This is a genomic window from Rudanella lutea DSM 19387, from assembly GCF_000383955.1.
Taxonomy (GTDB): Bacteria; Bacteroidota; Bacteroidia; order Cytophagales; family Spirosomataceae; genus Rudanella; species Rudanella lutea.
The window spans coordinates 199,220-223,469 of sequence record NZ_KB913013.1 but is presented as its reverse complement, the minus strand read 5'-3'; the positions used below and the strand labels follow the sequence as shown (position 1 = coordinate 223,469).

Sequence of the window (24,250 nt, the reverse complement as noted above, 5' to 3'; positions counted from 1 at the left end):
CGCCATGTCCCTCTGCAAAGACCTGCCCGAACCCCTTCACCTGATGGTGATGAAAGTACAGCAGGATGCCACCATCGCCGTGGCCGCCACGGCCCCCCACACCCGCGATCTGATCCGCAAAGTGGGACGCCCGACGGCCATGAAGCTCGTTTGTGCCGTGCTCAAAATGGCCAGCCTGAGCATGAACCTCTCGCAGCCCATCACCCCCTATCAGGTGTTTGAGCTGGCGCAACTGTTTCTCGACAAGTACCCCACCGATAGCGTGATGGACCTCATCATGTGCCTCAAGCTCCTCAAATCCGGTTCGCTCTGCAACGAAGACGGGGAGGTCGTTCGGGTGTACAACCGCTTCGATGTGCAGACCGTCATGGAGTGGATGGCCGCCTACGGACTGCAAAAGGCCCAATGGCTCGAAGAGCAGCACCGCCGGGAAGCGGGTGCTCACAAAGAAGCCGCCAAAGGGCTCTTTCTGAACGCCGATCAACTGACCGACGAAGCCCGCGAAGTGGTTGAGGCCGTCAAAGCCAAGCTGATCCGCCCTACCCCACCGCTGGAGACCTTCACCGATGTGGACTATTTCGCCACGCTCGAAGCCCAGCTGCCCCGAATGCCCGAAGCCCCGATGCGCGCCCTGCTGGCCGAAGCCCGGCGCAAAGGCGACCGCATCGTCGAACAGATGGTCGAGGATGAAATTCAATCCCGACGCACAACGTATTCAGAAGTAGCACCGCTATGATCGAGTACACACTATACACCCATAACCAGGGGTGCGGCTACGTGGCAACTGACCCCGACGAATACCGTACCCTACCTGGATTCCGGCCTGAGTCAGTACAAGTCGGTGATGAAGTATTGACTCCGGGCGTCGCGACGGATTGTAGCGGATTCTTCTGTCGGAAATTGCTCTATCTGGGCCTGATTGAAGAGAACGGAATGCTGTTTTTGATTGGGGTACTTAACCCCCTGTTTCCAGAGTGTATGTATCAGCTGGTGCATCGTATCGAGCAAAACCGCATCTATGAGAATTTCGGAGACCGGCACGGCCGTGATTTTTTCTACAAAGACGGGAGATGGAAATAACCCATGCCATACGATGAAACCAAAATCCATCCCGGTACCGGCCGCAACCGGCTGCTTCTACGAGTTGCCTGACGACACGAATACCGCCCAGATGAAGCAGTACAGCCGATGGGCCAAAAACACCACCACCAACTACGTCAGCACCCGTGGTCGGCGGCTATTTTTCGAGTTCAAAACGGCTCGTGACCGCGATAGTTTTCTATCGACACTCGAACGTTCACTAGTCGAATCGGGGGTAAATGTCCAACGAGTGCAGTTAGAGATTCCGAAACGATGAACGAAACACCTACATGCGGATGGTGCGGCTCCACGAAGCCCCCAGTAGAGTGCCCGATCACGGGCTGGGATGTGTGCCCCGATTGCGGAGGGAACTAAGAAGCAATGTAGCTCAACTCCATTAAAAATACCTTGGAGAAGGTCGTAACCAAGAACCGAAATGGCTCTACCCATAAACAGGGCGAATCAATCTTATTCTGGCTCGACCTGCCCACTAACCGAATGGCGGACCATGAGCCATCTACATTCTAATCGCATAATAAGCGAATACTAAAGTTTGGATGTGTTTGGTTACGGGTGAAGAAACCGCCATTTTCGTAATGTTATGATTTTACGATACCTACTTTACACTGACCCTTCCCGAGAACAGACCATTCAGATCGGTGAAGATATACCCAACCAAGACCAACCCCATACACCCTACGGGGGCGAGATTGTCGTTGAGGGGCAGACTTACATCATCGCCAATATTCCTTATGTGAAGATGATACCTCACCCGGTTTATCCTGATTCACATGCTGGTATCTTACAGATATTTTTGGCTCGGCCGGAGCAATGGCCCGATTTTCCGATGTCAGAAGCCGTTAAGCTAATTCATGAAAACAACTTGAAGAAGCGACAAAATTGATATTTGCTTGCTGCCTTGCGACGCTTTTAGACAGAACGCATAATAAACCGTACACAAACACCCCTATATTCTGCCACGATTAACTCTATAAAGAAACCCGCCCCTCAAAAAAGGGCGGGTTTACTAAACGTTAGTTAATATAAAATCAATTACAAATATATCCAAGCTAAACTGATTGATGACCATTACTTACTTAACCGACTTTAATCACTCTGACTCCATTCTCCGAATATTAAGGACAAGTCCCTTCTCATAATTGAATCTGAGTACACTATGGGTTTAAAGCTAAAACTAAGGTTTAGCATGAACAGACAGAAGTATAATTTAACGGCTTGCTTTGCGTGATGGCCAAAACAAAAAACCCCGACCTCAAAGAAGTCGGGATTTATCCCTTTTTTCATTTTAACTTATCCTTATTGCCACAAAGGCAACCCATCATACAGGGTAGCCTAGTCAAGTTTCTGAATCATTCGGAGGGTAAAGCTGATACTTTCCAGTAGTTGGTCAGAGCCAGCATCACCCGCTCCCACTCCTCCAGCGTCTCGGGTTTCTGTAGATAAGAGTTAACCCGTTGGTGATACGATGCCTGTACTGTTTGATGATCATCCCGAAATGACAGCGCAACGATGGGCATTAGCCGGGTATTCGGATAACTCCGTATCAAATCTACCAGCGAAAGGCCATTCAACTCGCCCTCCAGCATCAAGTCCAGTAGCAGAAGGTTGTAATAAGGCTTGACAGCCCTCTCCAGATGGGTCACTAATTCCTCCCGGCTCCCCGCTACATCAAGAATCGTAGCTGGATCAACTTTTTGCAGGGTGTACCTAACGACATGCACCGTATCAACGTCGTCATCTACCAACAGAATACGCAGTTGGGGCTTCGTAGCCATATGTTTACTTACAATCGATCTGGAAAGAGAATCACCAGTAGTTCACCTGCTTGTAATGAAGAAATCCGTCTTCACAGCCGATGACGGATTTGCTCACATTAGCACTTAAAGGTTAAACACCAATGAATGGTAGCCGTAAAACTACGAACAGTTACTCAATATTTACTACTGAGTAAGTAGAATTAATTTATTGGCCAATAATCAACTTTTTATCTGTAGATATGGCCAACATTTAACAAAAACCTAATTTCTATACATCCAAGCCCCTATACTTTTGCGTAAGTTTGAAACTACTTTATGCGCAAGTACGACATTTACTGTGCTGCCGGACGATCCTACTGGGGGTGTGCCAATGAGGTGGATGGCAAGTTTGAGATTCTTTGTGAGGAAGGCCTCTTTGCATACGCCGAGCTGACGGGAGAGCACCTGTGTGTGTATAAGGATAACGAACTGGTACAGTATTCGATCGAATACCGAGCAGAACACCGTATGGATTTTTTCAATCTGGATGGCGTGCTTGTTGCCTACTGGCTCCCCCGGCTCAACGTGGGGGAGGACGGAGCCGAACCAAGTAGTTTGCTTACACTAACCCATAATAAAAACGCTTACATCCCACGACTCCTTCCACCTTAGAAACCTCTTCCGTCAGCAAAAAGAGAGCGCCCTGATAGGCGCTCTCTTACTTTATCCGTTTTATTCATCCGGTACCACAGTCAATGCGCTGGATCACGTTCACCTTGTTTCGAAAAACTGGTGCCAGTGCTTAAACAAACCCGTCCAAAGCCTGATGCCCCTGATGTCAGGTTTTCTGTTTCAACTCTTCTTCTGCAAACACCCCCATCAGTTAAGGTGACACGCTACCTGCCCACACACAAAAAACGCCCGGCTCAATATGACCGGGCGTTTCCATTACCTTCCTACTGTACGTTCATTCTACTCCATTGTCTCTTCTTGTCGGCTGGCTGTACTACTCTTGTCTACTTTCTGACGATCTAAATCCGGCTGAACCAGCTGGCGGCAAACACCTCCTGCGAGGGGGCATTACGCATGATGTTCAGGTAGCGTTCGCCTTGCAACGCCCTCACCACTTGAAGGAGTAGGGCCGGCCGTGGGTGCTCGTTGGTGCGCTTGAGGGTCATAGCCCCCACAATACCATCGACGGCGATGTCAGCATAGGCCCGGCCGTTCTGATTAGTGAGGTTTACCGCTTCCTGCCACATCCGGGCCGCCCGGCCCACGCCCATGTTTACGCCGATATCGAACAGCTTTTCAGCCAGCAACTGATCACTCACCTGATCCAGCCGGTTCACGTCCCAGTAGTTGGCTTTGTAGAACGTTCGGACATTCGCTTGCAGGTCGGCATTGGCCGATAAAATGCGATTGAGCTGATCAGTCCCGGATGCGTTACGTTTGGCGGCATCGACCACGTGCCACCCCTTCCAGTTGGGGTTGTGGTTGCGGGCAATACCCTTATACGTCTCCCCGCCCGTATCACTGGGGTGGTTGGCGTACCCGCCTTCATGCGCCATCGTGATGGCATAAGCTTTATCGAAATTAGCCATGGTGGTAAGGGGTTTCATGTTACAGGGCTCCCATTCGTTTTAACTCCTTCCGTATCGCTCGTTTACGCCCCCAGCCCAAAAAACGTTTGGTCAGAGCCTCCGTTTTCAGCCAGCCGACGAGAGCCTCGTGTCGGCTTCGCACTTCCCCGGACTGCCGCAGCGCAGCCGCAATCCGGTTATCCGACAGCCGCTCCAGTTCCGCAATCCGACTGTCCTTCGCCGTCAGTAAGCGCCTGCCCACGGCACGGGTGGAGTCCAGGACATGCACGGCACGGGCATGTCGGCGTTTCCATTCGGTGCAGTCCTGCCCCATCACCTGCATCGCCATCAGCAGGGCTATTCCCATCAGGGCCGTACGCGTTCCAGTTCGTTCCATGTTCGTTCATCGTCTTGTTCGCCTTGTGATTTGGGTACCCGTACCGGCTCAACCGGCACGGCTTCGGGTTTAGGGGCAATCGGGCTTTTCACCCGGCCCAGATACACCGTCACGCCATACACCACCAGCAGAATACCCAGCAGGTAGGGCGCATACCGAATGGAGCGCAGCCACGCACTCCGCTGGCCGGTTGAGCCGGTACGTACGGCCAGATACCCCTGCAAAACCGTCCAGCTGCTTCGTACCAGCACGTACCCCAGCCAGCACAGCACCGACACCTCCAGCAGCACGGGTACGTACGTGAAGGCCAGAAACAGGGCTAAGTAGATCAGAACCGGCGGAATCAGCCGCAGGGCCTGCGTGCCTATCTTCCCCGACATTTGGGCCACCTCCGTATAGGTGGCTACGATACTGAGCAGCGCAAGCCCAGCAATGAAAAACGCAAGCATATCTTATGGATTGTTAGGTGGTTTACTCTCGTCCTTAGCGTCCAGCTTGGCATCAATCATGTCCATGATCCGGCCACTAACCCGCTCCCGGTTGCGGGCAACGAGATCCAGTGCCCAGTTGCCTGAGTAGCCGCATATCGGAGCCAAACCATACAGAATGATCGTATTTGGCTCTTTCCAGCCTATAACAATCAGCAGCAGGGCAGCCCCACCCACCGCACCCGTAAACCATTCGGTGACGGCCCGGCCGGGGCTAACCGCTTCTTCCCGAAACCCGCGCGCGGTGGTACCGGCAATGATGCCCAGCGCGTACCAGAGTTCGGGCGGTACGGCCGCTAACTGTTTGAGTAATTCGTTCATTGTGATTCGAATATGGTCGGGAGCAATCGACCGAGTGGGATAATTCGACTATAAGGCAGCGAGTAGTCAACTGGCCACCATGTTGTTAGCACGATGGCCAGTTATCTGATTAAGGCCGAAAAGAAACACCGTCCAGGCTGATCCAGTCGCCGGGGTCAATTCCCTTGACGACTACCTCACCCCCATCGGTGATGTGAATGGCTCCGAACTTCTCGCCCCGGTTGACGGGCAGAAACCGCAGTGAGCTCGGCCGGTAGCCAACGGGTAGCGTGAATGCTGTCGTGTTGCTGCTGCCCCCGACCATCATACCTTCGAGGTTGATCCGCCCGCTGCTATCAAGCCAGTAACCCACTGTTTTCAGTCCAGAGAATTGCCCCCAGCTATTAACAAATGACACCCCCCGGCTCAATTCGCGCACAGCATCGCTCGTGATTGTACAGTTGCCGTTAAGGTCCTGCGTGAACGTGTACAGCCCGGAACCCGTCAGCGTGGCCGTGCTGCCCGATACCGTACAGAGCGCCGTTCGGGATGTCAGTACGGCGCCGGTTACTGCTACCAACACCGAGGCCCCGGCTGTTAGCTGCTCCACCTCAATTGTCGTCGACTGGCCACGCCAGAGCGGGGGCAGCGTCACAGCTGGTACATAGCCCGTTCTCACCCGGATCAGCTGCGAATTACCCACATGGGTATAGGCCGCATCGCCGTTCTGCAAGACAATCGACTGCGGGGTTAGGCTGGATTTCTGCCGGTAGGTGTTCCCCAGGTTGGTTGTATCGGTCAGAGGAAAAAATGTGCGGTTCTCGCCCCCCTTCAGATCACCCGATGTAGAGCAGACAACCTCATTCTGGCTCACGTTCGCGCCCGCGATTTCCAGATAGTGATACTGAGTATAGTCAGGGTTCGCGATCAGGCTGTTGTCGAGACGCGATGTACGTACGCCCTTCACGGCGATGTTCACCCGGTTGTGGGCGATGGTATTGCCGACTGCCTGCACATTCACGCAGTTCTCCAGATGCAGGCCTACCGTGTAGCCCGTACCCCGATAGTTCTGATTGAACCCATTGGGGCCGATAGTCGCCCAAATCTGATTCCCCACCACGCCTGTACTGTAGCGCAGGTTAATGAGCGATATGCCGTAGATATGGTTGTGGTTGACTGTATTGCTGTAGATGCCACCATGGTCGGTATTTTCGCCCAGTGTATAACCGTCGATAGCCGTCGAGGGACTTTCTACACCAATAGAGCCCTCCACCAGAATACCTCCCTGGTTATTCACCAGTGTGTTATTCACCATGCGTACATTGCCCGAGGCCGCATAAATACCCGGTCCGGCGCAGTCATACACATCGTTGTTGTCCACCGTCACGTACTCGGCCCATCGCTGCAATACAATGCCTGGGCCTTCGCACCCACGCACCACGCAACGGCTCACCCGGTTGGAGGTAAACAGGGTTTCTTTGCCCACTGAGTTCAGCACGATCCCCCGCCCGAAACCACGAACCCCTATGTTTTCAATGCGGGTGTAGAAATTCGTTTCCCCGACGATTGCCGTATGCAACCCAGCGCCTTCAAAGCCCAGATCACTAATCTCGGCCGATTGATGCCCCGTCAGATTCAATGCGGCCCAGTCGCCCCGGCTTACGATCACCGACCCCTCCCGGCTAATACCGCGAATCCGCAGGCCATTGCCCGAGGGGGGCGTCAGGGGGGCGTCGATCTCCAACCGGGGGATATTCACCAGCAGCGATTTCTCTCCGGACTCGAAAAAGTCCGCAATTGCCCGCGTCCAGCTGGAGCCAGCCCGTTTGAACGCACTCAGCGTGTACTCTGTACCGAGCGGAGTGGTACCGGTCAGCATCCAGCGTTGGGTCGGTTTGTTGCGCACGGCAAACACGCGCAGATCATCGGGAGGTACACTACTGGAAGTTCGGGCATAGATCAGGCCCTCGGGCGTTTGGATAAAGTCGGCGGCTCCCAGATAGCTGCCGATCCGGTCACGGCTCACGGGCACCGTATCACCGGGCACTAATTGTTTCACTAAGCGCCGAATAAAGCGCAGCATATTTAAATCCAGATCAGGAATCGTTGTGGCCATGGTTACGGGTTATTTTTTCCGAAGTAGGTTAATTGAAGCAGGTTGGTGCCTGTACCCGGATTGGCGGGAAAACCGAGCGTCATAGCGCTGATAATCCCCGTCCAGCCGGTTCGGCCCGTCATCACGATTGGCACCGTATGAAAGGCTCCGTCGTTGGGCACCGTGAAATCGTAGTATTGCCCTGCGATAAGTGCTGGACCCTCTTTCTGGGAGGGTTTTTGCCAGGCCACCCGCAACGTCGACGAGGTAGAATTGTTCTTCACCCGGATATACAGAGTAGGCATGGCCGAGGCCGAAAACGGAAACTGCGGCATTTTCAGCGTTAGTCCCTCATTGCTCGTTCGACGTTCAACCGTCAGTGCATTACCCGTATTCTCCAGCGACAGGATACCGTTCAGGCAGGCCCAGTTATGCCGCCTGCCGGTCGAGAAATCATAGTTGGGAACCCCATCAATGCCGAGCGCCGTAAAGTAGGCCGCAGCGTAGGCCCGAGCCTCGGCCACCGTACCCGTGAATACATCGTAGGTCATGTACTCCACGCCGGTCGGGTCGATGTTCTTTTGAACCGTATTGGCCAGGTACGTGGAGCGATCCGCAAACTCACCCGTTCCCTCCAGCCCATCAGTGCCGCCCATGATCATACCGATCCGGGGGCCGATGTAGAACACGCCCTCGTCGGTATCGCCCGTCAGGCCAAACCAGCCCTCAGCCAGTAACTCATCACGCAGGCCTCGCCAGTTGGCCGTGCCGTACGCCAGCGGACGCAGATCCACATTCTGAACCCCTGATTCATTGGCGTACCGTGCCCGCCAAACAACCCCATTATTCGAATACAGTACCGGGTGTTCCTGTGTGCCAACGGTCGGGAATCGTTTCAAACTGCCATCGGCTTCCCGCTCGGGCACCTGATCATTCGCCCGGTTCCAGGTAATTTTCTTCCAATGCCGGATAGCCTGCGGGTGGACCGGCCTCGCCCATTTTTCGTAGACGAACCCCGTCAGGTAGTTGCGGACAGGGAAATTACGAGCTCGTGTTTTGAGGTAATGGGTTCCGGTGTTATTGTCGAACCCATAGGCCAAAATGTCGCTGCCATTGTGCGCCCAGTCACCGCCCTCAATGGGGTTATAGGGAAACCCTTTCCAGTATTCAGGCTTCTCGAATCCGGGGGGCGAATACGGGTCAGGTCCACCATAATAGGTGTCCTGATGCTGCCGACCGGCATCAAAATTATTCACGAAGTTGCCCCCACCATTGCGACTCACGTGGCAGAGTGCCCCGCCAAATTGTGCCCCGTTGTGTGTGATCCACCACTCGTTCCGAATCTGAGTACCCTGAATCACAATCTTACCCGTAGAGGGTACGGTTGTGTTGGTTGTAATCGGCGTGTAGGCGAATCCAAACGGCGTGCTGGGTGTCGTTGTTGCCGTCGTTGCCGATAGTGTCTGGGTCAGTCGGGCCGGCTCCAGACACACCTCAACAATCGTCGTATTGTAGCCGGTTATTTTTAGGCCTGTAACCTCCACATCAGCGGCCAGTGTCGGCACGTCGGCCTTGCGTACGAGTAGGTCGAACGTGGTCACGTCGGCCGCTTCCTGTCCCCAATTGGTGCCGATGATCAGCGCCCAGACGGCCCCATTTTTAACCACCGTGCGCATCCCAACAATCGCTTTGGTGCGCCGATCAGAGGGATTATCCCGAAATACAATATCCCGGATGTTTCGTTTGTAATACCCACTGCCCGCCATCACGGCCGATGTACCCCAGCCCGATCCGGTTAGTCCCGGATATTTGATGTATAGGTCATGAGGATAGTAGCGGGTGGCAGCACTTGTCAGGTACTCGGCGTACTTTCCAATGGCTGAGAATCCGGCATCGTAAGCCTCGCGGTCAGCATGGGGGCGATTGTACACGTAATCCGGGTTGCCGGGCGAAACGGTCGACACATTGCCACCGGTCGGATATTTTCGGTGTGTACGCCATACGGTCAACCGGTCGTTTTTCGACTGCCCCAGAAAGCCTGTCCACGCTGCGACGGCATAATGGTGCCAGGGTGGACATACAGCCTCGTCGGAAAGAATACCCGCAAACTTACCCGTTACCGGTTGCCCGGCTTTGGGATCGCCAACGGGGTAAAATGTATTCTCTTTCCAATACCCATTCTCGTCCCGGTAATGCGTCTGGAGGGTGTAGGGCTTGCCGATCTTTTGCCGGTTGATGTAGTCAAATGCCACCATCATGGCATCGTACCGGTTGAGATCGGGTTTCAATTTCGGCCATACAGCCGTGTACGAAGTTGGCCCCGAGGCCGCCAGCGCATCGAAATCCGCTGCGGGTAGCCGGTGCGAACCGGGGTAGATGTAATTATTAATCCAATCCTGAGCCTGCCAGAATTTCTTGCCCGAGGGTACGACGGTTAGCCCACCCGCCGTCAGCGCCGGTTGATTGGCTGTCGTGGTAAAGAAGAAATTGCCAGCTGCCGTACCAGCAGCAAACGAAGGGTAATCGTTGCTCTCATCGAACACCGGGCTACGTTGATAATACACGTTTGCTCCGTCGCCATTGGCAACCTGCGCATTAGGCACGAGCGCCTTCAGCCACAATGTTATGGCTACATGTCGGTTGGTAAACCGCATGGCCTCCTCAGCGTGAAAAAAACTCTGCCCCTCGGCCCATACCTGTCCGAGTGTCATCGTTTGCCCCTTCCGAGCACCCTCCTGCTCAATAACAATTGTTTGGGTTAGGGGTCCGTAGCCTGAAATTACAGCGGCCTCCGAGGTTGGGAATAAGGGGTAGCACGTTTCGAAGTTGGTCACGACAAACGCCACATTCTTATTGATCCCCATGCTGGTCGTCGCCAGTTTGTTGAGCACCTGCTGCGTAGTTGCCAGAAAGAAAGGCCGTGACCCCTCCAGCTCCTGCAAGGCCCCACCCGATAGCTCGAAATTGACCCTCCGCCAAACTGACGCATCTGATTCCTCAGCGGGCAGTACGCCCTGATGGCTGAAATAGTCCTGACGGCGGAGCAGCCGCCCCAGCGAGATGTCAGTACGCCGTAGGTAATCCAGAAAAGAGAGGTTTGGTAGGTTGAACCGGCCGTTGCGCTCGGGGTTATACGCACCCGGCACAAGGGTATAGTTCACATCTACCGGCTTGGGGATTGCCACCCGCGAGGGCGTCAGGCTCGCTGCCCGCAACGTGGCTACGGGCGTCGTTACAAAAACGTCTGAGCCAATGCCGCTTTCCAGTTTCCCGATCAGCTCACCCGTCCGTTTGTTTCGTTCGAGAGAGTAGCGCAGGCCTGGGGTAATCTGCCCCTGAGCCAATAATGGCAACAGTGCCAGCAACAGGGGCAACAGTGCCAGCAGGATAAGTACGATTCGTTTTTTCATGGTGAGTTAGTTGGTTATGCCCGCTTCAATCACTTCGGTTTCGTCCGCATCGAGCAGCACGAACGTGGCCTCGGTTACCGTTCCTCCACCGATGGTGGTCTGGTAGCGTTGGGTGTAGCCCGCTTCGTCGGTGTTGTTGCTGTCGAGTCGACGGTGGATCTCTGTCCACTCTGGCAGCAGGTTGGGGATGCGGATGTAGAAAATGAGGGTACCCGTACGGCCCGAGGTGCGGCCGAAATTGATCCCCCCCACTTCGTAGGCTCCGGGCTCGCCAGATACTGCCACACAGTTGAACGGGGTAATGCCATTCGATTCGAACCCGGCGATTGTAGAGCCAAACTGCGGACTGTACACAATCGATGTGCCCCCGATGACCACCTTGCACCAGGCTACCTGATAGCTGTCATCATTCACGAATACCCCGGCTGTATTGACCGATCCGGTCTGAATCCGCAGCGAGGCCGTCACGGTCGTCTGTCCGGTACTGGGGGGCGTCCAGCGCCCCGCGCTGACGGTATCCAGCTGCTTCACTTCCAGAATCAACTCTTGCCCAGCCAGCGATGGGGGAATAATGAACGTAGAGGATGTGCGCCACTGCGGGTCGATCTGCTCAATCCGGAAAGCCACACCCTGTCCTGCCAGCTCGTTTTCGTAGCGCAAAAGCAGAGTGTTGCCAAACTGAAGAGTCGGCGCTAACTGCCGGATGTAGCTGACCGGTGCGGCCGGTGCAACATCAAACACAATCACGCCCGGTGTGATCCCGCCACGTCCGTCAGAGGCCAGTATCTGAGCTTGTACCCCCACCGCGGCTGTAGTGGGCACGCCCGTGACATTCCCCGTTGCCGGATCAACCGACAGCCCGGCCGGTATTCCAATGCCCGAGTAGGTGAGCACGTCGTTGTCGGGGTCGCTGAATCGGCCCGGAATGAGCTGAAATACGAACGGCACGCCCACCTGCGCCGATTGCCGCTCAATACTGCCGTTGAGTTGCGGGGGTCGGTTACCCTCCTGATTAGCCGATGCTGTCCACGATAAAGGCTTAGCCTCAACACCTGACTGACGGGCCTGCAACAGGAAGGTGACTCCGGTTCGCTGGTACGATGGAATGTTGAAATTGGCCGACAGCCCCCAATCACGCAGGCCATTAATGAAATACTCAATCGGAGTGCCGTTGCCGCCCTGCGTGTTGATCGTCAGATCACCCGTAGCCGGATTGTACGACGGCTGCGTAATAACCAGGGCTGTATTCGCAGGAATAGCACTAAAGCTAAACACCACATCGGCTGTTTTCGGGGTGGCAGAATTGTCCGTAGCCCGAACCCGAACCGTACTAATTCCGGCTGTAGTCGGTGTGCCTGAGATCGTTCGGGTAGTAGTATTGAAGGCCAGTCCAGCCGGTAATGACCCCACAACCGAATAGCTGACACTATCGCCGTTGGGGTCGGTCGCAGCGGGGAGCTGATAACTGTACGCCACGCCTACGGTTGCCGTCTGGGCACCGATAGCGGGCCATACGGGCGCACCGTTATCCTGCGCCAGATACGCCTGATACGCCTGATGAAATTGCTCCATGCTGACCGCTTCGGCCCGCCCCGTGACAGCGTTTCGGCCAATCAGAGCGAACTGGGAGCCAGCCGGTAGCAGGCGTTGGAGAAACAGCTCTTCGAGCGTGAGTTGATTTGCCATGATGGGCAGGTGATAGGTGATACGGAAAAAGCCGCGGTGTACGCCCCAGTTGAATGGGTCCGGGTTTGCCGTGGTGAATCGGGGTGACCCCTCGGGCGTAATGATCGGCGTGAGCATGGGGATGCGGGGCCGCTGATTGCTCATCACCCGAACCGAATAGGTGGCAAAATTTTCGGTTGGGATGTGCAGCAAAACCAGCAGCGAGCCATCCAGAAACTCGCGGCAAACGATGTGAACCGGTGAGGTATCGAGTTCGGCTCCTCCTGAGTCCATCATCACGAAAAAGCCCTCACGCCGGTAAATGCGTAGCTTCATGTACACCTTGCCGTACACCTCCCAACGTCCACCTTCCAGCTCCACCAAGGTGTGATCGTCCGAGGAGGGGCCGGATGCTGGGATCGTCACCAGCGTAAGGTATCGGGGTGGCCGGATGGTTGTGGCTGGGTCATAATTCCATCGACCATGAACCCACCCGTCTGCCTCCAAGCCCTCCACTCGGGGCGTCAATACACCCCCGAGCGAGGGCGTCTCTAAATCCTCATCTTCCAGGAGCTGCTCAAAATAGTCCTCAAAGTCAGTCAGATCACCTGTCAGGGAAGTATTGGTACCGTTAGCAGCTCCGAGATATGTACCCGCATCCCAGCCCGTCACGCTTTTCTGGTGCAGGGTCAGGCCCACCCGGTCGATGTAGGTGTCGCCTACCACGCCCAGATCGGGGCTCGGTTTACCGAAGCCGATGTGTAGCTTTCCTCCACGAATACCAAGCGGCCGCCCGACGCCCCATGCCCCGTCGACGCGCGGACCAAATATCACGTCAGGTTGCAGGCCCGTGGGGTCGTATTGCAGATAAATAGACCCCTCCTGCCCAACAGCTGAATCAGGTGGAGTTATGCCCGACAGTACCAGTCCACCCGAACCGACGCCTGCCTGAATCTGGAAATCATAGTACTGATCCTCGCTCCAGTCTTCGTTCTCGAAACGGTAGAAACCGCGAACGAGCGTACCCAGCTGAAACGGATTACCTTCGGCGTCGACGGAAAATTCAGGGTCGTACTGCTCAGCGCCCAGCGACCCCAGCGACCCGTCGACCGATAGGGCATAGATTACATCAGGCCCGAGTGGCCATGTCCATTGAATCGTTGGGTTCATGGGAAATTCTGTAGGGGTGGGAAATTGATTACCTTATTATCGAGTTTCACCAGCCCCTGACCGCCCGTAGGTCCGGCCTGTGGCTGGTTGGGGTACTTCACAATACCCACCGCCGAAAACAGTTTTTTGAGTACAGATGAAATGATTTTGCCGCCCGTGCTACCGCTCCCACCACGCGGGGTGTAGTTGGGGGGAATAGGCACAGGCTGTGTAGTATCAGCGGGCTCGACGATAGGCACGAGAACACCGTCCGGAGTTTCATAGCTACCGCGAAACGTTTCATCAATGAGTGAAATTGGTAGCTCATGCAGAATCACACGATTCAGCCGCATCCGCACATCCCAGGTCCACCGGGTTGGTATTCCCGCGTATGGCGGATTCATGTCAGCGACACTATACACTGACAGCGGCCCGGGTTCTCGTTGAGCAGGATTGGTCAGGTGTACCCCGCCGGTCATTCGCCGGGTCTTGGGCGACAGCCAACGCAGTAGGCTCCAGCCAGTCAGTTTCTGAAACCGGTCGAGTCGGCCGTTCAGTAACCACCGCTTAGTCGGTGTACCGTTCAGCCTGAGCATAGCCCCGTAGCGGAGCGCCTGCGGTGATGTAGTAGAGAGGGCAATCTGATCGCCGAGCACCATAGACAGCTCCTCCCGCCGTAGCCGGTCATTACTACCTGCATTGGCCCGCACCGTCCAGCTCTCACCCTTTAGCGGGATTACCGTCCCATCATTCAACGATATACGAATGTCCCGGTAGGTGATTGACCGAACCCCGTTACCCAGCGAGGGTACAATAGGTTCGGCCGCAAAAAGATCAATACGAAGGGTATAGTTACCCGTACCTGGTACCGGCGAGGAGGTCAGGTCAAACGTTTCGCCCTTTGTGGGCCGGGCTTCCGTATTGCCGTTATTCTGCCACGTATTGACGAAAACAAGGGTCAGCGAACGAGCACCGATATAAGTCCGCCAGTTACCGTCCGATTGCAACCAGTACACCGTACCGTCGCTCATCGCTGCCGATATAGCCACTTTGGCCCCGGCCGTGAAGAAGTTGACGAACACGCCCGACAGCTTCAGGGTATGCACATCCGATTGAATATAGATTGCCCCGTTGCCTCTCCCCTGTGAAACGGCCGGCCGGGAACCACGAATCATGCTGATACTCTGCCGCAGGCTTGCAATTACCTCAAACTCGCCCGGTTGAGCTGGCAACAATTCCCCCGCGGAGGACTGCCCAAATACCCGGACCCGAAACGAGTTATCAGCTTCTCCGTCACCCTCAAACTGCACCGTTTTACCCGGCAACTGGTTAACTGTCCAGTTAGCGCCCTGTGATGAAAAATCGCCATTGCGTACCAGGTTGGTGGGATTACCGTAATCATAATTGAGGATGACGGTTTTTTTTTGCGCTACGATACCGACCGATGTACTGGGCTCCCAACGCATGTCGCCCGTTCCGCCCGACTGGTAATTGTTAGGCTCAAGCACCAGCGCCGGAATGGCGACAATGGATGCGCTGTACTCGTGCCACTTCTGGGGCGAGGTTTGTGCGTCGAGCGAGAGGAAACACCAGACACCCCGTTGCTGCACCAGCACAGCGCCGAAATCCGTACACAGATTATCGAGTACCGTCTTACATGATTCGTAGGTACCGTCAGTACGCAGCCACCGGCGCGGGTCAATTTTGACGTATTGCAACGGATCAACCGTATCAGCCGGGTAGTCAGTACCATTCACGAGTATCGACTCCTCGTACCGACCCGTCCAGCTCCGTAGCGGTAAGGGGTAGCCTACCCATTCCAGACAATTGTAAAGTAATTCATGGGCCGTTATTGGCTCAGGATATGCCACCCGGCTCGGGTACCGATAGAGCGGGAAATCCTGCAATGAACCCAGACCGCAAGCGGCCGTCAAGGTCATAGCGTAGGGGGCCTCCTGATAGGGCTCTGTTGCATCGAACGGGTTGAGCCAACCCGAGGATATTGTCACAAACGAGTTATTCTGCTGCGCCTGCAACACAACCAGCAGATCGCGGTCATTATCGGCGTAGAATGACGCCAGATCGACCGTTTGGCAGATTACGCCGATACGAATCAGCTTGGCTTTTACGCCGATTAGCTTATCCTCAGTTTCTTCAATCCACGGCTCCCTACCAGCCGTCAGTTCGGTAACAGTACCCGAGTACCCTCTCCGGAAAAACTGAACGCGATACAACTGCCCCAGATCGGCCACGTCAGACGTCAGCGGACGTGCCCGGAACAGCATAGTATATTGTTGTCCGTAGCCCGCTATCATCCGTATATGTCGTTTTGGGTTTCGTCAACCTGTTGCAGCATCCACTTCATTTCATGCGCATTAGCCCTCACCTCAACTGGTGCAATGCGTACATCGACACTTTTGCGCCCAGGTTCTGCCGTCCCGTTGTGCATCATGCCGTAATCGACCAGCTCCCGACGAAACACCGACCCCATCAACTTCTCAGGCGTCGCGATTTCCTTATTCCGCTGCGCCCCTGGGTACTCACCGAAAATACCGATGCTGGTCGAGTCGAACACCCCACCCGATGCGTATTTAGGCAAGCCGCTACTCATACCCGACTGCATCGAGCTTTGCATCGATGCCTCCAGCATGGCGCCCAGTGCTGTCAGGGCAATACCGGCCACGATAGCCCCGGCGGGGTTAGCCAAAAACGCCTTGGCAGCAATACCCGCCGTACCAAAAGCAATCATGGCTTTACCCATCTGCTTGGCCATCTGCCCAAATAGCCTCCCGATCATAGCAGGCAGTTCTTCCAGCGAACGAACTCCCATAAGCATACCGCCCAGCAGCTCCCCAAAGCCAGCCATGGCATCGGCGGCCGTTGTTTGCAGGATTCCCGATAGATTTTGCTGGAGTGCTTCGCCTGAGTTGGTTACCACCTCATTGGCTTTCCGCATGGCATCCTCAATGCTGCCACCACCCGCAATCACCGCATCGTAAATCTGATCAAACCGGGCCTTAACTATTTCCGCATCTTCGGCCATGAATGAGCGGTCAATGACCCGGTACGACTGCGCCTTTTGCGCTTCTACTTCTCGCCATTGCCGCAGGTGTTCTGCGCTGAGGTCGGGTTTTACGTTATTACGAAACTCCTCAGCGGTCGGCATCTTGGGCATCGTCCCAATCGGCCGTGTTTGACCCATTGACGTATCGCCGGGCCGGAAGTTGGCACCACCCGCCTGACCACGAAAACCGAGTAGTTCAGTAGCCACCCCGTCAGGCCGAATAGTGATTTCTAGTTCAGCCCCCCGATTCTCGAAGTTTTGCCAGCTCTCATCGATCTCCTTGATTTGGGTATCAACGGCCGAGAAAGCCCGTTGCAACAGTTGCAACTCGGCCATGATCTTCGGGTCTTTTGAACCCGTCGACTGTATGTCATTAGTACGGCCCTCTAACCGGTTTCGCTCGGTGACTAATCCCTCATAACCAGATTTAGGAACATAGACGGCTTTATCAGCCGCCTTATTACCACCACCTGTTTTAGCGTTTTTTAAGCGTGCAGCATTAATAGCCTCCTGTTTACGAAGCTGATCATCTTCCCACTGTAAGTCATTCAGTTTTTGACCTAATGACTTATCATATTCCTCTAGCTCAATAGCCCGCTTTTCGCTGGCCTTACTATACGGAGCTTTAGCAATGCGACTTACTTCCCCCTGAGCGGTTTCCATATCATCGCGGAGGTTTTTAAGCTCAACTGCTCGTTGCTGAGGGGTCATCTGCCGAAAATCAGACAAGGCCCTATCTCGCTCTTTCTGGTTATACCCCTCAACAGCTCCGTCGCGCATCAATTGCCCGATTGAGGTACGCCCGGCGAAGAGGTCAGTGAGATCCTTCCAGTCGGTTGAGCGTACCAGATTGCGAATCGTACCAGCCATGTTCGCGAACCCGGTCAGTACCGAGCCGAAAAAGGAATCGACACCCACTTTATTATCGAACTCCTTCAGCAATAGCTGCACCTCGGTTGTCAGGCGCGATAGGCCGCCCGACATCCCCTTGAGGTTATTCTGCGCCGAGGCCCCATAGGTTTTCTCTAGCTGCTCAGCCAGTTTGGGCAAGGCCACCGCCGACAACACCTGCCCCTGTTCGAGCATCTTGTTGAGCTTCTGCTCCGAAACGCCGAGACCCTGGGCCATGAGCCGAAACGCTCCCGGCAGCCGCTCACCCAGTTGGCCGCGTAATTCTTCGGCTGAGACGTTGCCTTTCGACATCATCTGCTGCAGGGCCATCAGCGAACCTTCCGTCTGCTCTGAAGTAAGGCCGAGCGCAGCCGATGCCTTTGCTACTGCCGTAAAGATTTTCTCCGTCTGCGCCCCCTCAATGGCCGTACCGTTGGAAGCGGCCTTAAGGCTTATATAAGCCTTAGTCAGCGATTGATATTCGAGCCCAAGCCCCTGGGCGGTACTCTGTAAGAACGCCTGAGACCGGTTAAAGTCGGCGGTCGACGAGGAAACCGCCTGCAGACTGCGATCCAGTCGGTTCAGGTCGCTGATAATCGTCAGACCCCGCTTAGCCAGCTCCAGCGCTGAATACAGGCCACCAATACCGGCAATGAGTCCACCAAGCGAGCCCATAGGCGCACCGAATCCGGCAGTGAGTTGTGAACCCATATTGCGGGCGTCTCGGCCGACCCGGTTCATGTTGCCCGACAACTGGCCGAGCGCCCGACTGCCGGTCTGCTGCATCCGGCCTGCCCACCCAGACAGGTTTTGCGAGGCCCGGTTAAGACCCTGCGCAAAGGGCCGGTCGTCGAGTCCTAATGCTACTGATAGACTGCGGGCATCCATAGCTAATTACGTTGTCGTGTTGGTATATGCCAGCCCGGCTGCAAACTGCCGGAGGGCTTCTCGTTTTTCCTCAGGCGTCATGTCCTGACGTGATTTGGCCCGCTTTACCGACGGACTTTCCTCACCGGGCAGGCTCATGTACTGCTCGGGTTTTATGCGTCGCTTGCGGTCCTGATTGTAGATTTCAGTTGCCAGAATCCGGACCCCTTTCATCATCGACACCCAGTCCTCGTGTGCGACCTCCTGCCGGGCGATGATATAGGCGATAGCCTGCCCGTAGCCCATTGTGTAGAATTGATCCGGCAGCAGGCCCACCCGAAATGCCTTCTCCTCTAATTCTCCCCAGCTGGGCCAGACTGGGGTTCGGCGTTTGGGTCTGGCTCCGTTTCTTGGGTAGGCTCTGGATTGGCAGCTAATGCCGCTTCCATTTCCAGCCGGATGCGCCGGGCCTCCTCCGTTGTTTTCCGATACAGCGATCCCACAAAGGCGTCGAAAATCTCTACGCCCTGCCCTGGTGTTCCTGCGTCGATGATTTCCACAATCTGCCACTCAGTATAGGTAGCGGCCTTGTTCTGAGTCTTCGCGTAGCCCTCCAATCCCGCACGTACCAGTTCAATCATGTACTCATCGGGGTGGAGTGCCGACACAAACCGCATGATTTGGGCGGGGTCGGTGGAGAGGTTAAAAGCCCGCGCAAAATGCCGGATTGCTAATACGTTGTAGGCGAGGGTATGCGACCCGGCCTGTACGATGTTGTTCATAGTGAGATACGAAAAAGGGTTTCCGGCAAATCCGTACGAATCAGCCAAAAACCCCCGGTTTAGAACGAATTAGGCCGTCAGGTTGCCCTCTACTGGCTGCGTGGTGATTGACAGACCCAGTGAAGCCCGGTAAGCGTTTTCCATTTCGGCGGTCGTCTCGCACGAGGTCAAAAAACCCTTGAAGGTCACGCCAATATCCTGCGTGGCATCAATGCGGATACGCCAGTTCTTGATCTCACGCGACAGTAGCATGGCCCGCAGAGCCGAGTAGTTGATTTTGCCCGCCGAGGTAGCCCGGTCAACCAGTACCTCGAACGTGTTTTCCCCCGACTTCAGGCCCGGAATCTCTTCACGCCAGCCGCCATTGTCTTTGCTGGTTACGTCGATTTTGTCCACGTTCAGCCGCTCAGTCTGGCTCGTTTCTTCGGACACCAGCAGCCAGGTACCGGGCGTTACCGATTCAACTTCAAGTCGGACAAGGGTACCATTTAATTTCTCTGCCATGATTATACTTGGTTAAGTGTGTGACTCACAGTAATGATTTTTCGGACTACCGTATCAGTGTCCGACAGTTGCGGCATATCACGCGTACCCACTACCTGCACCCGAACTACATTGAATCCCGCGACCGATAGTCCCGTTTTGCCCGGTGACGGCGTAATGAGTGCCGTAGCCAGGTTAGCAATGTCCGTTGCCGGTTTTTTGCTGACAGGTCCCGTAAACCGGGTTACCACATCAAGCGTAATCTCTCCGGTCTGACCGAAACTGTCTTTTGTCCCGGCCGGCACGCTCACCCACGGCCCCAGAATGATGTAGGGTGCTACGGCGTTGTCGGGAGCCTGTAAGCTGTAGAGGACTACCGACTTTCCGTTGTAGGTCAACCCGCCCAGTAGGGTCGCGTAGGCAGCAGCGAGGGCAAAACCAGCGTCGGTCATAGTCGGGAGAGTAGGCGCTTCAGGTCGTTGTAGTAGATTTCGCGGTGCTTAAGAAAGGCGGGTATCAGGTGGGGCCGGGCAGGTAGATTGATTTGCCGACCTCCTGCACCCCGAAACTGAGAGGCCAGATCATCGAATCCGGGCGGCACATTTACCAGGCCACCCGTACCAAATTCGAGGTAGGGGGAGTAAGCCATCGAAAAACTCACCTTCGCCCCCATGCCGTTATTCGTGGGCTCGTAGCTGCCCGATTGCCGGTGTTTACCCGTGTCGACGGGCGCATTTAGCACGGCCTCCGCTTCAATGTTGCGCCCCGCCCGCTCAGCCAGATTAGCCGCTTCCTGTCGAAGGGTACGGCCCGCCCCACGAAACGAACGAAGCACATTGTCCAGTCCATTCAGGCGCATCATGGTGTCAGCGATTGGGTTTCAAGGGTCTGCTGCCGACGGTCGTCACTCAGCAGCGGTGGCGCAATTAGCCCCAGCCGCTCACCCCGGTAAATAATCACATCGCCCACATGCAACTGAATCGTAGCCGGTACATACCCCGTAAACGAGTAGCGAGGATTCAGATAGGGCTTAAAGCCCTCGGCGGTCATCGTGCCGTTTCGGCGTTTCACCGAAAACAGACCCGAAAACACCGCGACATCAGCACCCGTCAGAAAGCCCCCGGCTCCATCGGGCACCGTACCTGCCCGCACAATCTGTATCGGTTCGGTTAGCTTGCCCATGTGACGGTTCGGTAGGCCCGCGCGAGTGTTTTCCACTCACGGGGTATATTATCGAAGAGCGAACCGGCCAGTAAACAAATAGCCTCGGCCAGATCACCCGGCAGCGTCGTGTAACCAGTGGTTACAGTCAGCTTCAACTCCGAACCAACGGGCATATCTGGAATGTAGCCACCTGCATACGGCGCGAGGTCTGTCAGCGTCACCCCGTCCAGTTCGGCCCCGGTAACGGCCACAAAGGGAACCACCGGAATCCGCCAGGCTATGGGAGTCGACACAACCAGTACCGCCGTCGAGGGGATCAGCGTCGCCCCCGTCCAGCTACTCACCCGGTTAATGGCTGCGGTGAGGCAAGCTTTTAACCGGGTGTCGTGCTGGTTGAAGTCAATCGAAAGCAAACCCTTCAGCGACGGTAGCAGCGTCGTAGCCATAGCATCCGCTGTGCTGGTGGGCGTTATGGTTAGCTGCTGAGTCATGCGAACGGTTATTCTTAGGCTTTTTTACGCTTTTCGGGCTTCTCTTCGACAGTGGCCTTTTCAGGCTCCGGTGCAGGTTCACCTTTTTCAGGTTCGGTCTCTGGCTCCGGCGCAGGTTCCTCATCCGGCTCCGATTCTCCATCCGGTTCCGATTCTCCATCCGGTTCTGGCTCCTCATCTGGTTCAGTTTCCGGTTCTGGCTCCTCATCCGGCTCAGGAATCTCTTCCTCTGCCAGATAAGCAACACCGTCGGCGATGTAGCTGTCAGCGATCCAGTCAGGCACCGTCACCGTTGTGTTTTCGGGCACTCCCGTCTGTTCGAGAGTGCCCGTTGTGGTGATCGTCTTCATGAGCGATTAGGCCAGCAGCGCCGTGATACCAGCCGCGAAGGTGCCTTTTACAAACGCCTTCGTGCTGGGCCCTTTGATGTAGTGAACCCCGCGCATGGTTCCCGTGATGGTTTTGAAGCCCTTCACGGCATCGTCCTCGTTCTGGTCGTAGATGTTCAACTCAATCCCTTCGCGCACTTTGAAGATCGACTGCGTGAAATCACCCACTAAGAAGCTACCCTGCGTTACCCCTACATTCTGCACAATTGGCAGGCCCGAAATACGGCGTCCGTTCATGTCCCAGAATGGCGGCATCACGTACACGTCGTTAGCGTCTTTCTTGAGGTTGAGCGCCAGCAAATCGGTCGGGTGCATGACGATGTACGTAGGCGTAAACAGGTTGTTGTACACCTGCGTAGCCGCTGCGGCCAGTACATCGAAGTAGCTGGCATCGGCAACAGCCAGCAAACCGGCTGGCTTGGCAAACGCCGTTGCATACTCCAGAATGCCCTTCAGGTTGGGCGAGGTGCCGTCACCCTTAAACACCTGCTCGTCAGCCTTCAACTCAAGCGAGGTGATGATTTCGCTTTGAATCTCACCCATCAGGTAGTCGATGTCGTTGAGGTTCTTACGAGACAACTTGGCAAACACCGTGATGAACTCGGCCGAACGGCTGAACTCCTGATAGCTGGTCGAGATTTGGGCGTACTTGGTACCCTCTGCCGTCGTGGCTGCGCCACCCTGCCGGTCAACGCGCTCCACCCAAGAGGCCGTATCACTTTCACCGAGCGAGGCTACTGTGATCAGATCGGTAATGAACGGCTGCCGGTCTGGAGCCTTGGCTACGCCCGGATCACGCGACCAAACCGGAATCCGTGAGCCAGAGGCTACAGTATTCGAGGAGGTCATGTTGACAGCTGCCTTGATTTCCAGATTCACCGAAGTGTTTTTCTGCAACAGCTGGCTCTTTACCGCCGTTTTGCCGTCAGCGGTCGTGGCATTCAACTGCTCCTCGATCTGCTGCTTAAACGACTTAGTGCGCGTAGAGCCATCCGACTCTTTCAGGCGTTTAGCCTCAAGTTGCAGATCGTCGAGACCCTTCTGGAGCTGCTCGAACCTATCCTTGTATTCACCTTTAAGGGCTTCGATGTCATCTTTGCTAGCCTTTTTGTTATCGGCCTCTTTCAGTTCATCCACCCAGCCCTTTACGGTATCCTTCATCTTATCAATGCCTTCTTTGACGCCTTTTTCAACGTCTTCAAGTGAGGTATTGAACCAACGCGCCGTACGCTCATAGAGCGGATTTGTGTTGCTCGCCATAAGAGCCATCGACAGGGCAAATGACGGATTACCCTTCCGGGCGGATAGGCTCAGAAAAAGAGCAAAGACCGCCAACATCATCATGCAGAGTTGCAGATTCATGGTTGTGATTAAAAAGAAAATTGAGATTTAAGCCGCTGGGCAAGGGCCTGCAAATCGGACGAATCCGGCTGAGTGGTAATTTCCGGCTCAGTGGTTTTCAGAGATTTGAGAACACTCTGCATTTGGGCAAACTGGGACTCTAACTGAATAAAGCATTCATCAGTGAAGGTGCCCGTTTTGAGGGCCTTTGTGAGAGAGACAAACTGCTCTTCGAGGTCTCGGTATGATTTGACCTCCACCGTCGGCGTATCGGGATTGGCCCCCCAAAGCACCGTCGACCCCTCAAAGAGTTTAACTTCGGCGATCTCGAAGTAACGCCCACCAATGGACGTGGTACGCGAATCGCCCTTGACGGTGCGAAATCCGACCGAGTGCTGATTCACCAGCCCCATGTCATACATTTTCAGGACATCCAGCGCGTGCGAGGTATCGAGAAACGTAGTGATACCCTTGAGTCCGGTCGTGTCAACCTCCAGATCGGGTTTACCCAGGCAGAACTCGGGCTGTGAACGGTGGTTGGAAAGATGCCAGATTAAGTCAGAACCCTTGCGGCCACGTTCCTTAATCGTTTTGGTGAATGCCGAGGGCAACATCAAATCGCCATCGGAGTCGACGTTGCCGAACTTGGAGAAGTAAACGACGACCTGCCGCTTTTGCGTGTCGACATCGACGGCCCCGCCCGATATAGATTTAAATTTCACCGTGTGCCCTGATTTGGTTGCGGTGAAACTAAAAAGCCCCTTGGGGAAAGGGGCTAAAATTCGACTCTTCGGCAATTGGCGAAGGGGCTATTCACGAAGCGCGGGCTGGCCTTCCGGAAACACCTTAGCCAACTC

Annotated in this window: 25 protein-coding genes; 5 read left to right on the top strand and 20 right to left on the bottom strand. The window is 55.1% G+C overall.

Annotated elements, in window-relative coordinates:
• Positions 1-4: 4 nt before the first annotated feature.
• From RUDLU_RS0101040 to RUDLU_RS0101025, 4 genes are all read left to right on the top strand, one after another.
• On the top strand, positions 5-736 hold the full coding sequence (locus RUDLU_RS0101040; RefSeq protein WP_019986480.1) for a hypothetical protein: 732 nt from the start codon (positions 5-7) through the stop codon (positions 734-736).
• Complete coding sequence (locus tag RUDLU_RS0101035) at positions 733-1,080, top strand: hypothetical protein (protein ID WP_019986479.1); 348 nt, start codon at positions 733-735, stop codon at positions 1,078-1,080. The genes RUDLU_RS0101040 and RUDLU_RS0101035 overlap by 4 nt, the downstream gene beginning before the upstream one ends.
• 13 nt (positions 1,081-1,093) lie before the next feature.
• The gene (locus RUDLU_RS0101030) at positions 1,094-1,357 is read left to right on the top strand and encodes a hypothetical protein (RefSeq protein ID WP_019986478.1); all 264 of its coding nucleotides are present in this window, start codon (positions 1,094-1,096) and stop codon (positions 1,355-1,357) included.
• Between the two features lie 324 nt (positions 1,358-1,681).
• The gene (locus tag RUDLU_RS0101025; RefSeq protein ID WP_019986477.1) at positions 1,682-1,984 is read left to right on the top strand and encodes a hypothetical protein; all 303 of its coding nucleotides are present in this window, start codon (positions 1,682-1,684) and stop codon (positions 1,982-1,984) included.
• Between the two features lie 466 nt (positions 1,985-2,450).
• Here RUDLU_RS0101025 and RUDLU_RS0101015 read toward each other — a convergent pair whose 3' ends face one another.
• Positions 2,451-2,876: a response regulator gene (locus RUDLU_RS0101015; protein WP_019986475.1), complete on the bottom strand. Its 426-nt coding sequence runs from the start codon at positions 2,874-2,876 to the stop codon at positions 2,451-2,453.
• Between the two features lie 297 nt (positions 2,877-3,173).
• Here RUDLU_RS0101015 and RUDLU_RS0101010 point away from each other — a divergent pair, with 297 nt between their 5' ends.
• Positions 3,174-3,509: a hypothetical protein gene (locus RUDLU_RS0101010; protein WP_019986474.1), complete on the top strand. Its 336-nt coding sequence runs from the start codon at positions 3,174-3,176 to the stop codon at positions 3,507-3,509.
• A gap of 359 nt (positions 3,510-3,868) precedes the next feature.
• Here the strand turns inward: RUDLU_RS0101010 and RUDLU_RS0101005 are convergent, their stop codons facing one another.
• From RUDLU_RS0101005 to RUDLU_RS0100915, 19 genes are all read right to left on the bottom strand, one after another.
• Positions 3,869-4,438: a glycoside hydrolase family 108 protein gene (locus RUDLU_RS0101005; RefSeq protein WP_044129734.1), complete on the bottom strand. Its 570-nt coding sequence runs from the start codon at positions 4,436-4,438 to the stop codon at positions 3,869-3,871.
• Between the two features lie 19 nt (positions 4,439-4,457).
• Positions 4,458-4,814 (bottom strand): hypothetical protein, encoded by a 357-nt coding sequence (locus RUDLU_RS0101000; protein WP_157580066.1) that lies wholly within the window; start codon positions 4,812-4,814, stop codon positions 4,458-4,460.
• Positions 4,784-5,263 (bottom strand): hypothetical protein, encoded by a 480-nt coding sequence (locus RUDLU_RS0100995; RefSeq protein ID WP_019986471.1) that lies wholly within the window; start codon positions 5,261-5,263, stop codon positions 4,784-4,786. The genes RUDLU_RS0101000 and RUDLU_RS0100995 overlap by 31 nt, the downstream gene beginning before the upstream one ends.
• A gap of 3 nt (positions 5,264-5,266) precedes the next feature.
• Entirely contained in the window at positions 5,267-5,623 is a 357-nt protein-coding gene (locus RUDLU_RS0100990; RefSeq protein ID WP_019986470.1) for a hypothetical protein, read from the bottom strand.
• A gap of 109 nt (positions 5,624-5,732) precedes the next feature.
• Complete coding sequence (locus tag RUDLU_RS0100985) at positions 5,733-7,718, bottom strand: right-handed parallel beta-helix repeat-containing protein (RefSeq protein ID WP_019986469.1); 1,986 nt, start codon at positions 7,716-7,718, stop codon at positions 5,733-5,735.
• A gap of 2 nt (positions 7,719-7,720) precedes the next feature.
• Positions 7,721-11,107, bottom strand: a complete 3,387-nt coding sequence (locus RUDLU_RS0100980; protein WP_019986468.1) for a hypothetical protein — start codon at positions 11,105-11,107, stop codon at positions 7,721-7,723.
• Positions 11,108-11,113: 6 nt separating this feature from the next.
• The gene (locus RUDLU_RS0100975) at positions 11,114-13,942 is read right to left on the bottom strand and encodes a putative Ig domain-containing protein (protein WP_019986467.1); all 2,829 of its coding nucleotides are present in this window, start codon (positions 13,940-13,942) and stop codon (positions 11,114-11,116) included.
• Positions 13,939-16,206: a hypothetical protein gene (locus tag RUDLU_RS0100970; RefSeq protein WP_027302645.1), complete on the bottom strand. Its 2,268-nt coding sequence runs from the start codon at positions 16,204-16,206 to the stop codon at positions 13,939-13,941. Before RUDLU_RS0100970 ends, RUDLU_RS0100975 begins: the two co-directional genes overlap by 4 nt.
• A 26-nt stretch (positions 16,207-16,232) precedes the next feature.
• Positions 16,233-18,764 carry a tape measure protein gene (locus tag RUDLU_RS0100965; RefSeq protein ID WP_019986465.1) on the bottom strand — a complete coding sequence of 844 codons (2,532 nt, stop codon included), beginning with the start codon at positions 18,762-18,764 and terminating at the stop codon, positions 16,233-16,235.
• A 6-nt stretch (positions 18,765-18,770) separates the two neighbouring features.
• On the bottom strand, positions 18,771-19,049 hold the full coding sequence (locus RUDLU_RS0100960) for a hypothetical protein (RefSeq protein ID WP_019986464.1): 279 nt from the start codon (positions 19,047-19,049) through the stop codon (positions 18,771-18,773).
• A gap of 47 nt (positions 19,050-19,096) precedes the next feature.
• Positions 19,097-19,525: a hypothetical protein gene (locus RUDLU_RS0100955; RefSeq protein WP_157580065.1), complete on the bottom strand. Its 429-nt coding sequence runs from the start codon at positions 19,523-19,525 to the stop codon at positions 19,097-19,099.
• A 69-nt stretch (positions 19,526-19,594) separates the two neighbouring features.
• The gene (locus RUDLU_RS0100950) at positions 19,595-20,029 is read right to left on the bottom strand and encodes a phage tail tube protein (RefSeq protein ID WP_019986462.1); all 435 of its coding nucleotides are present in this window, start codon (positions 20,027-20,029) and stop codon (positions 19,595-19,597) included.
• A gap of 2 nt (positions 20,030-20,031) precedes the next feature.
• On the bottom strand, positions 20,032-20,460 hold the full coding sequence (locus RUDLU_RS0100945) for a DUF3168 domain-containing protein (protein WP_019986461.1): 429 nt from the start codon (positions 20,458-20,460) through the stop codon (positions 20,032-20,034).
• Complete coding sequence (locus RUDLU_RS0100940; protein ID WP_157580064.1) at positions 20,457-20,870, bottom strand: HK97-gp10 family putative phage morphogenesis protein; 414 nt, start codon at positions 20,868-20,870, stop codon at positions 20,457-20,459. The genes RUDLU_RS0100945 and RUDLU_RS0100940 overlap by 4 nt, the downstream gene beginning before the upstream one ends.
• A complete protein-coding gene (locus RUDLU_RS0100935; protein ID WP_019986459.1) occupies positions 20,867-21,190 on the bottom strand; it encodes a hypothetical protein in 324 nt (107 codons plus the stop codon). Before RUDLU_RS0100935 ends, RUDLU_RS0100940 begins: the two co-directional genes overlap by 4 nt.
• A complete protein-coding gene (locus tag RUDLU_RS0100930; RefSeq protein ID WP_019986458.1) occupies positions 21,178-21,663 on the bottom strand; it encodes a hypothetical protein in 486 nt (161 codons plus the stop codon). Before RUDLU_RS0100930 ends, RUDLU_RS0100935 begins: the two co-directional genes overlap by 13 nt.
• Before the next feature lie 14 nt (positions 21,664-21,677).
• Entirely contained in the window at positions 21,678-22,013 is a 336-nt protein-coding gene (locus RUDLU_RS29545; protein WP_019986457.1) for a hypothetical protein, read from the bottom strand.
• Positions 22,014-22,019: 6 nt separating this feature from the next.
• A complete protein-coding gene (locus tag RUDLU_RS0100920; RefSeq protein ID WP_019986456.1) occupies positions 22,020-23,414 on the bottom strand; it encodes a phage major capsid protein in 1,395 nt (464 codons plus the stop codon).
• Positions 23,415-23,422: 8 nt separating this feature from the next.
• Entirely contained in the window at positions 23,423-24,190 is a 768-nt protein-coding gene (locus RUDLU_RS0100915; protein WP_083940501.1) for an HK97 family phage prohead protease, read from the bottom strand.
• Positions 24,191-24,250: the final 60 nt, after the last annotated feature.

Bases quoted from the DNA above. Each gene is read 5' to 3' on its own strand.
- RUDLU_RS0101040 (WP_019986480.1), top strand. From the start codon at position 5: ATGTCCCTCTGCAAAGACCTGCCCGAACCCCTTCACCTGATGGTGATG.
- RUDLU_RS0101035 (WP_019986479.1), top strand. From the start codon at position 733: ATGATCGAGTACACACTATACACCCATAACCAGGGGTGCGGCTACGTG.
- RUDLU_RS0101030 (WP_019986478.1), top strand. From the start codon at position 1,094: ATGAAACCAAAATCCATCCCGGTACCGGCCGCAACCGGCTGCTTCTAC.
- RUDLU_RS0101025 (WP_019986477.1), top strand. From the start codon at position 1,682: ATGATTTTACGATACCTACTTTACACTGACCCTTCCCGAGAACAGACC.
- RUDLU_RS0101015 (WP_019986475.1), bottom strand. From the start codon at position 2,876: ATGGCTACGAAGCCCCAACTGCGTATTCTGTTGGTAGATGACGACGTT.
- RUDLU_RS0101010 (WP_019986474.1), top strand. From the start codon at position 3,174: ATGCGCAAGTACGACATTTACTGTGCTGCCGGACGATCCTACTGGGGG.
- RUDLU_RS0101005 (WP_044129734.1), bottom strand. From the start codon at position 4,438: ATGGCTAATTTCGATAAAGCTTATGCCATCACGATGGCGCATGAAGGC.
- RUDLU_RS0101000 (WP_157580066.1), bottom strand. From the start codon at position 4,814: ATGGAACGAACTGGAACGCGTACGGCCCTGATGGGAATAGCCCTGCTG.
- RUDLU_RS0100995 (WP_019986471.1), bottom strand. From the start codon at position 5,263: ATGCTTGCGTTTTTCATTGCTGGGCTTGCGCTGCTCAGTATCGTAGCC.
- RUDLU_RS0100990 (WP_019986470.1), bottom strand. From the start codon at position 5,623: ATGAACGAATTACTCAAACAGTTAGCGGCCGTACCGCCCGAACTCTGG.
- RUDLU_RS0100985 (WP_019986469.1), bottom strand. From the start codon at position 7,718: ATGGCCACAACGATTCCTGATCTGGATTTAAATATGCTGCGCTTTATT.
- RUDLU_RS0100980 (WP_019986468.1), bottom strand. From the start codon at position 11,107: ATGAAAAAACGAATCGTACTTATCCTGCTGGCACTGTTGCCCCTGTTG.
- RUDLU_RS0100975 (WP_019986467.1), bottom strand. From the start codon at position 13,942: ATGAACCCAACGATTCAATGGACATGGCCACTCGGGCCTGATGTAATC.
- RUDLU_RS0100970 (WP_027302645.1), bottom strand. From the start codon at position 16,206: ATGCTGTTCCGGGCACGTCCGCTGACGTCTGACGTGGCCGATCTGGGG.
- RUDLU_RS0100965 (WP_019986465.1), bottom strand. From the start codon at position 18,764: ATGGATGCCCGCAGTCTATCAGTAGCATTAGGACTCGACGACCGGCCC.
- RUDLU_RS0100960 (WP_019986464.1), bottom strand. From the start codon at position 19,049: ATGGGCTACGGGCAGGCTATCGCCTATATCATCGCCCGGCAGGAGGTC.
- RUDLU_RS0100955 (WP_157580065.1), bottom strand. From the start codon at position 19,525: ATGAACAACATCGTACAGGCCGGGTCGCATACCCTCGCCTACAACGTA.
- RUDLU_RS0100950 (WP_019986462.1), bottom strand. From the start codon at position 20,029: ATGGCAGAGAAATTAAATGGTACCCTTGTCCGACTTGAAGTTGAATCG.
- RUDLU_RS0100945 (WP_019986461.1), bottom strand. From the start codon at position 20,460: ATGACCGACGCTGGTTTTGCCCTCGCTGCTGCCTACGCGACCCTACTG.
- RUDLU_RS0100940 (WP_157580064.1), bottom strand. From the start codon at position 20,870: ATGATGCGCCTGAATGGACTGGACAATGTGCTTCGTTCGTTTCGTGGG.
- RUDLU_RS0100935 (WP_019986459.1), bottom strand. From the start codon at position 21,190: ATGGGCAAGCTAACCGAACCGATACAGATTGTGCGGGCAGGTACGGTG.
- RUDLU_RS0100930 (WP_019986458.1), bottom strand. From the start codon at position 21,663: ATGACTCAGCAGCTAACCATAACGCCCACCAGCACAGCGGATGCTATG.
- RUDLU_RS29545 (WP_019986457.1), bottom strand. From the start codon at position 22,013: ATGAAGACGATCACCACAACGGGCACTCTCGAACAGACGGGAGTGCCC.
- RUDLU_RS0100920 (WP_019986456.1), bottom strand. From the start codon at position 23,414: ATGAATCTGCAACTCTGCATGATGATGTTGGCGGTCTTTGCTCTTTTT.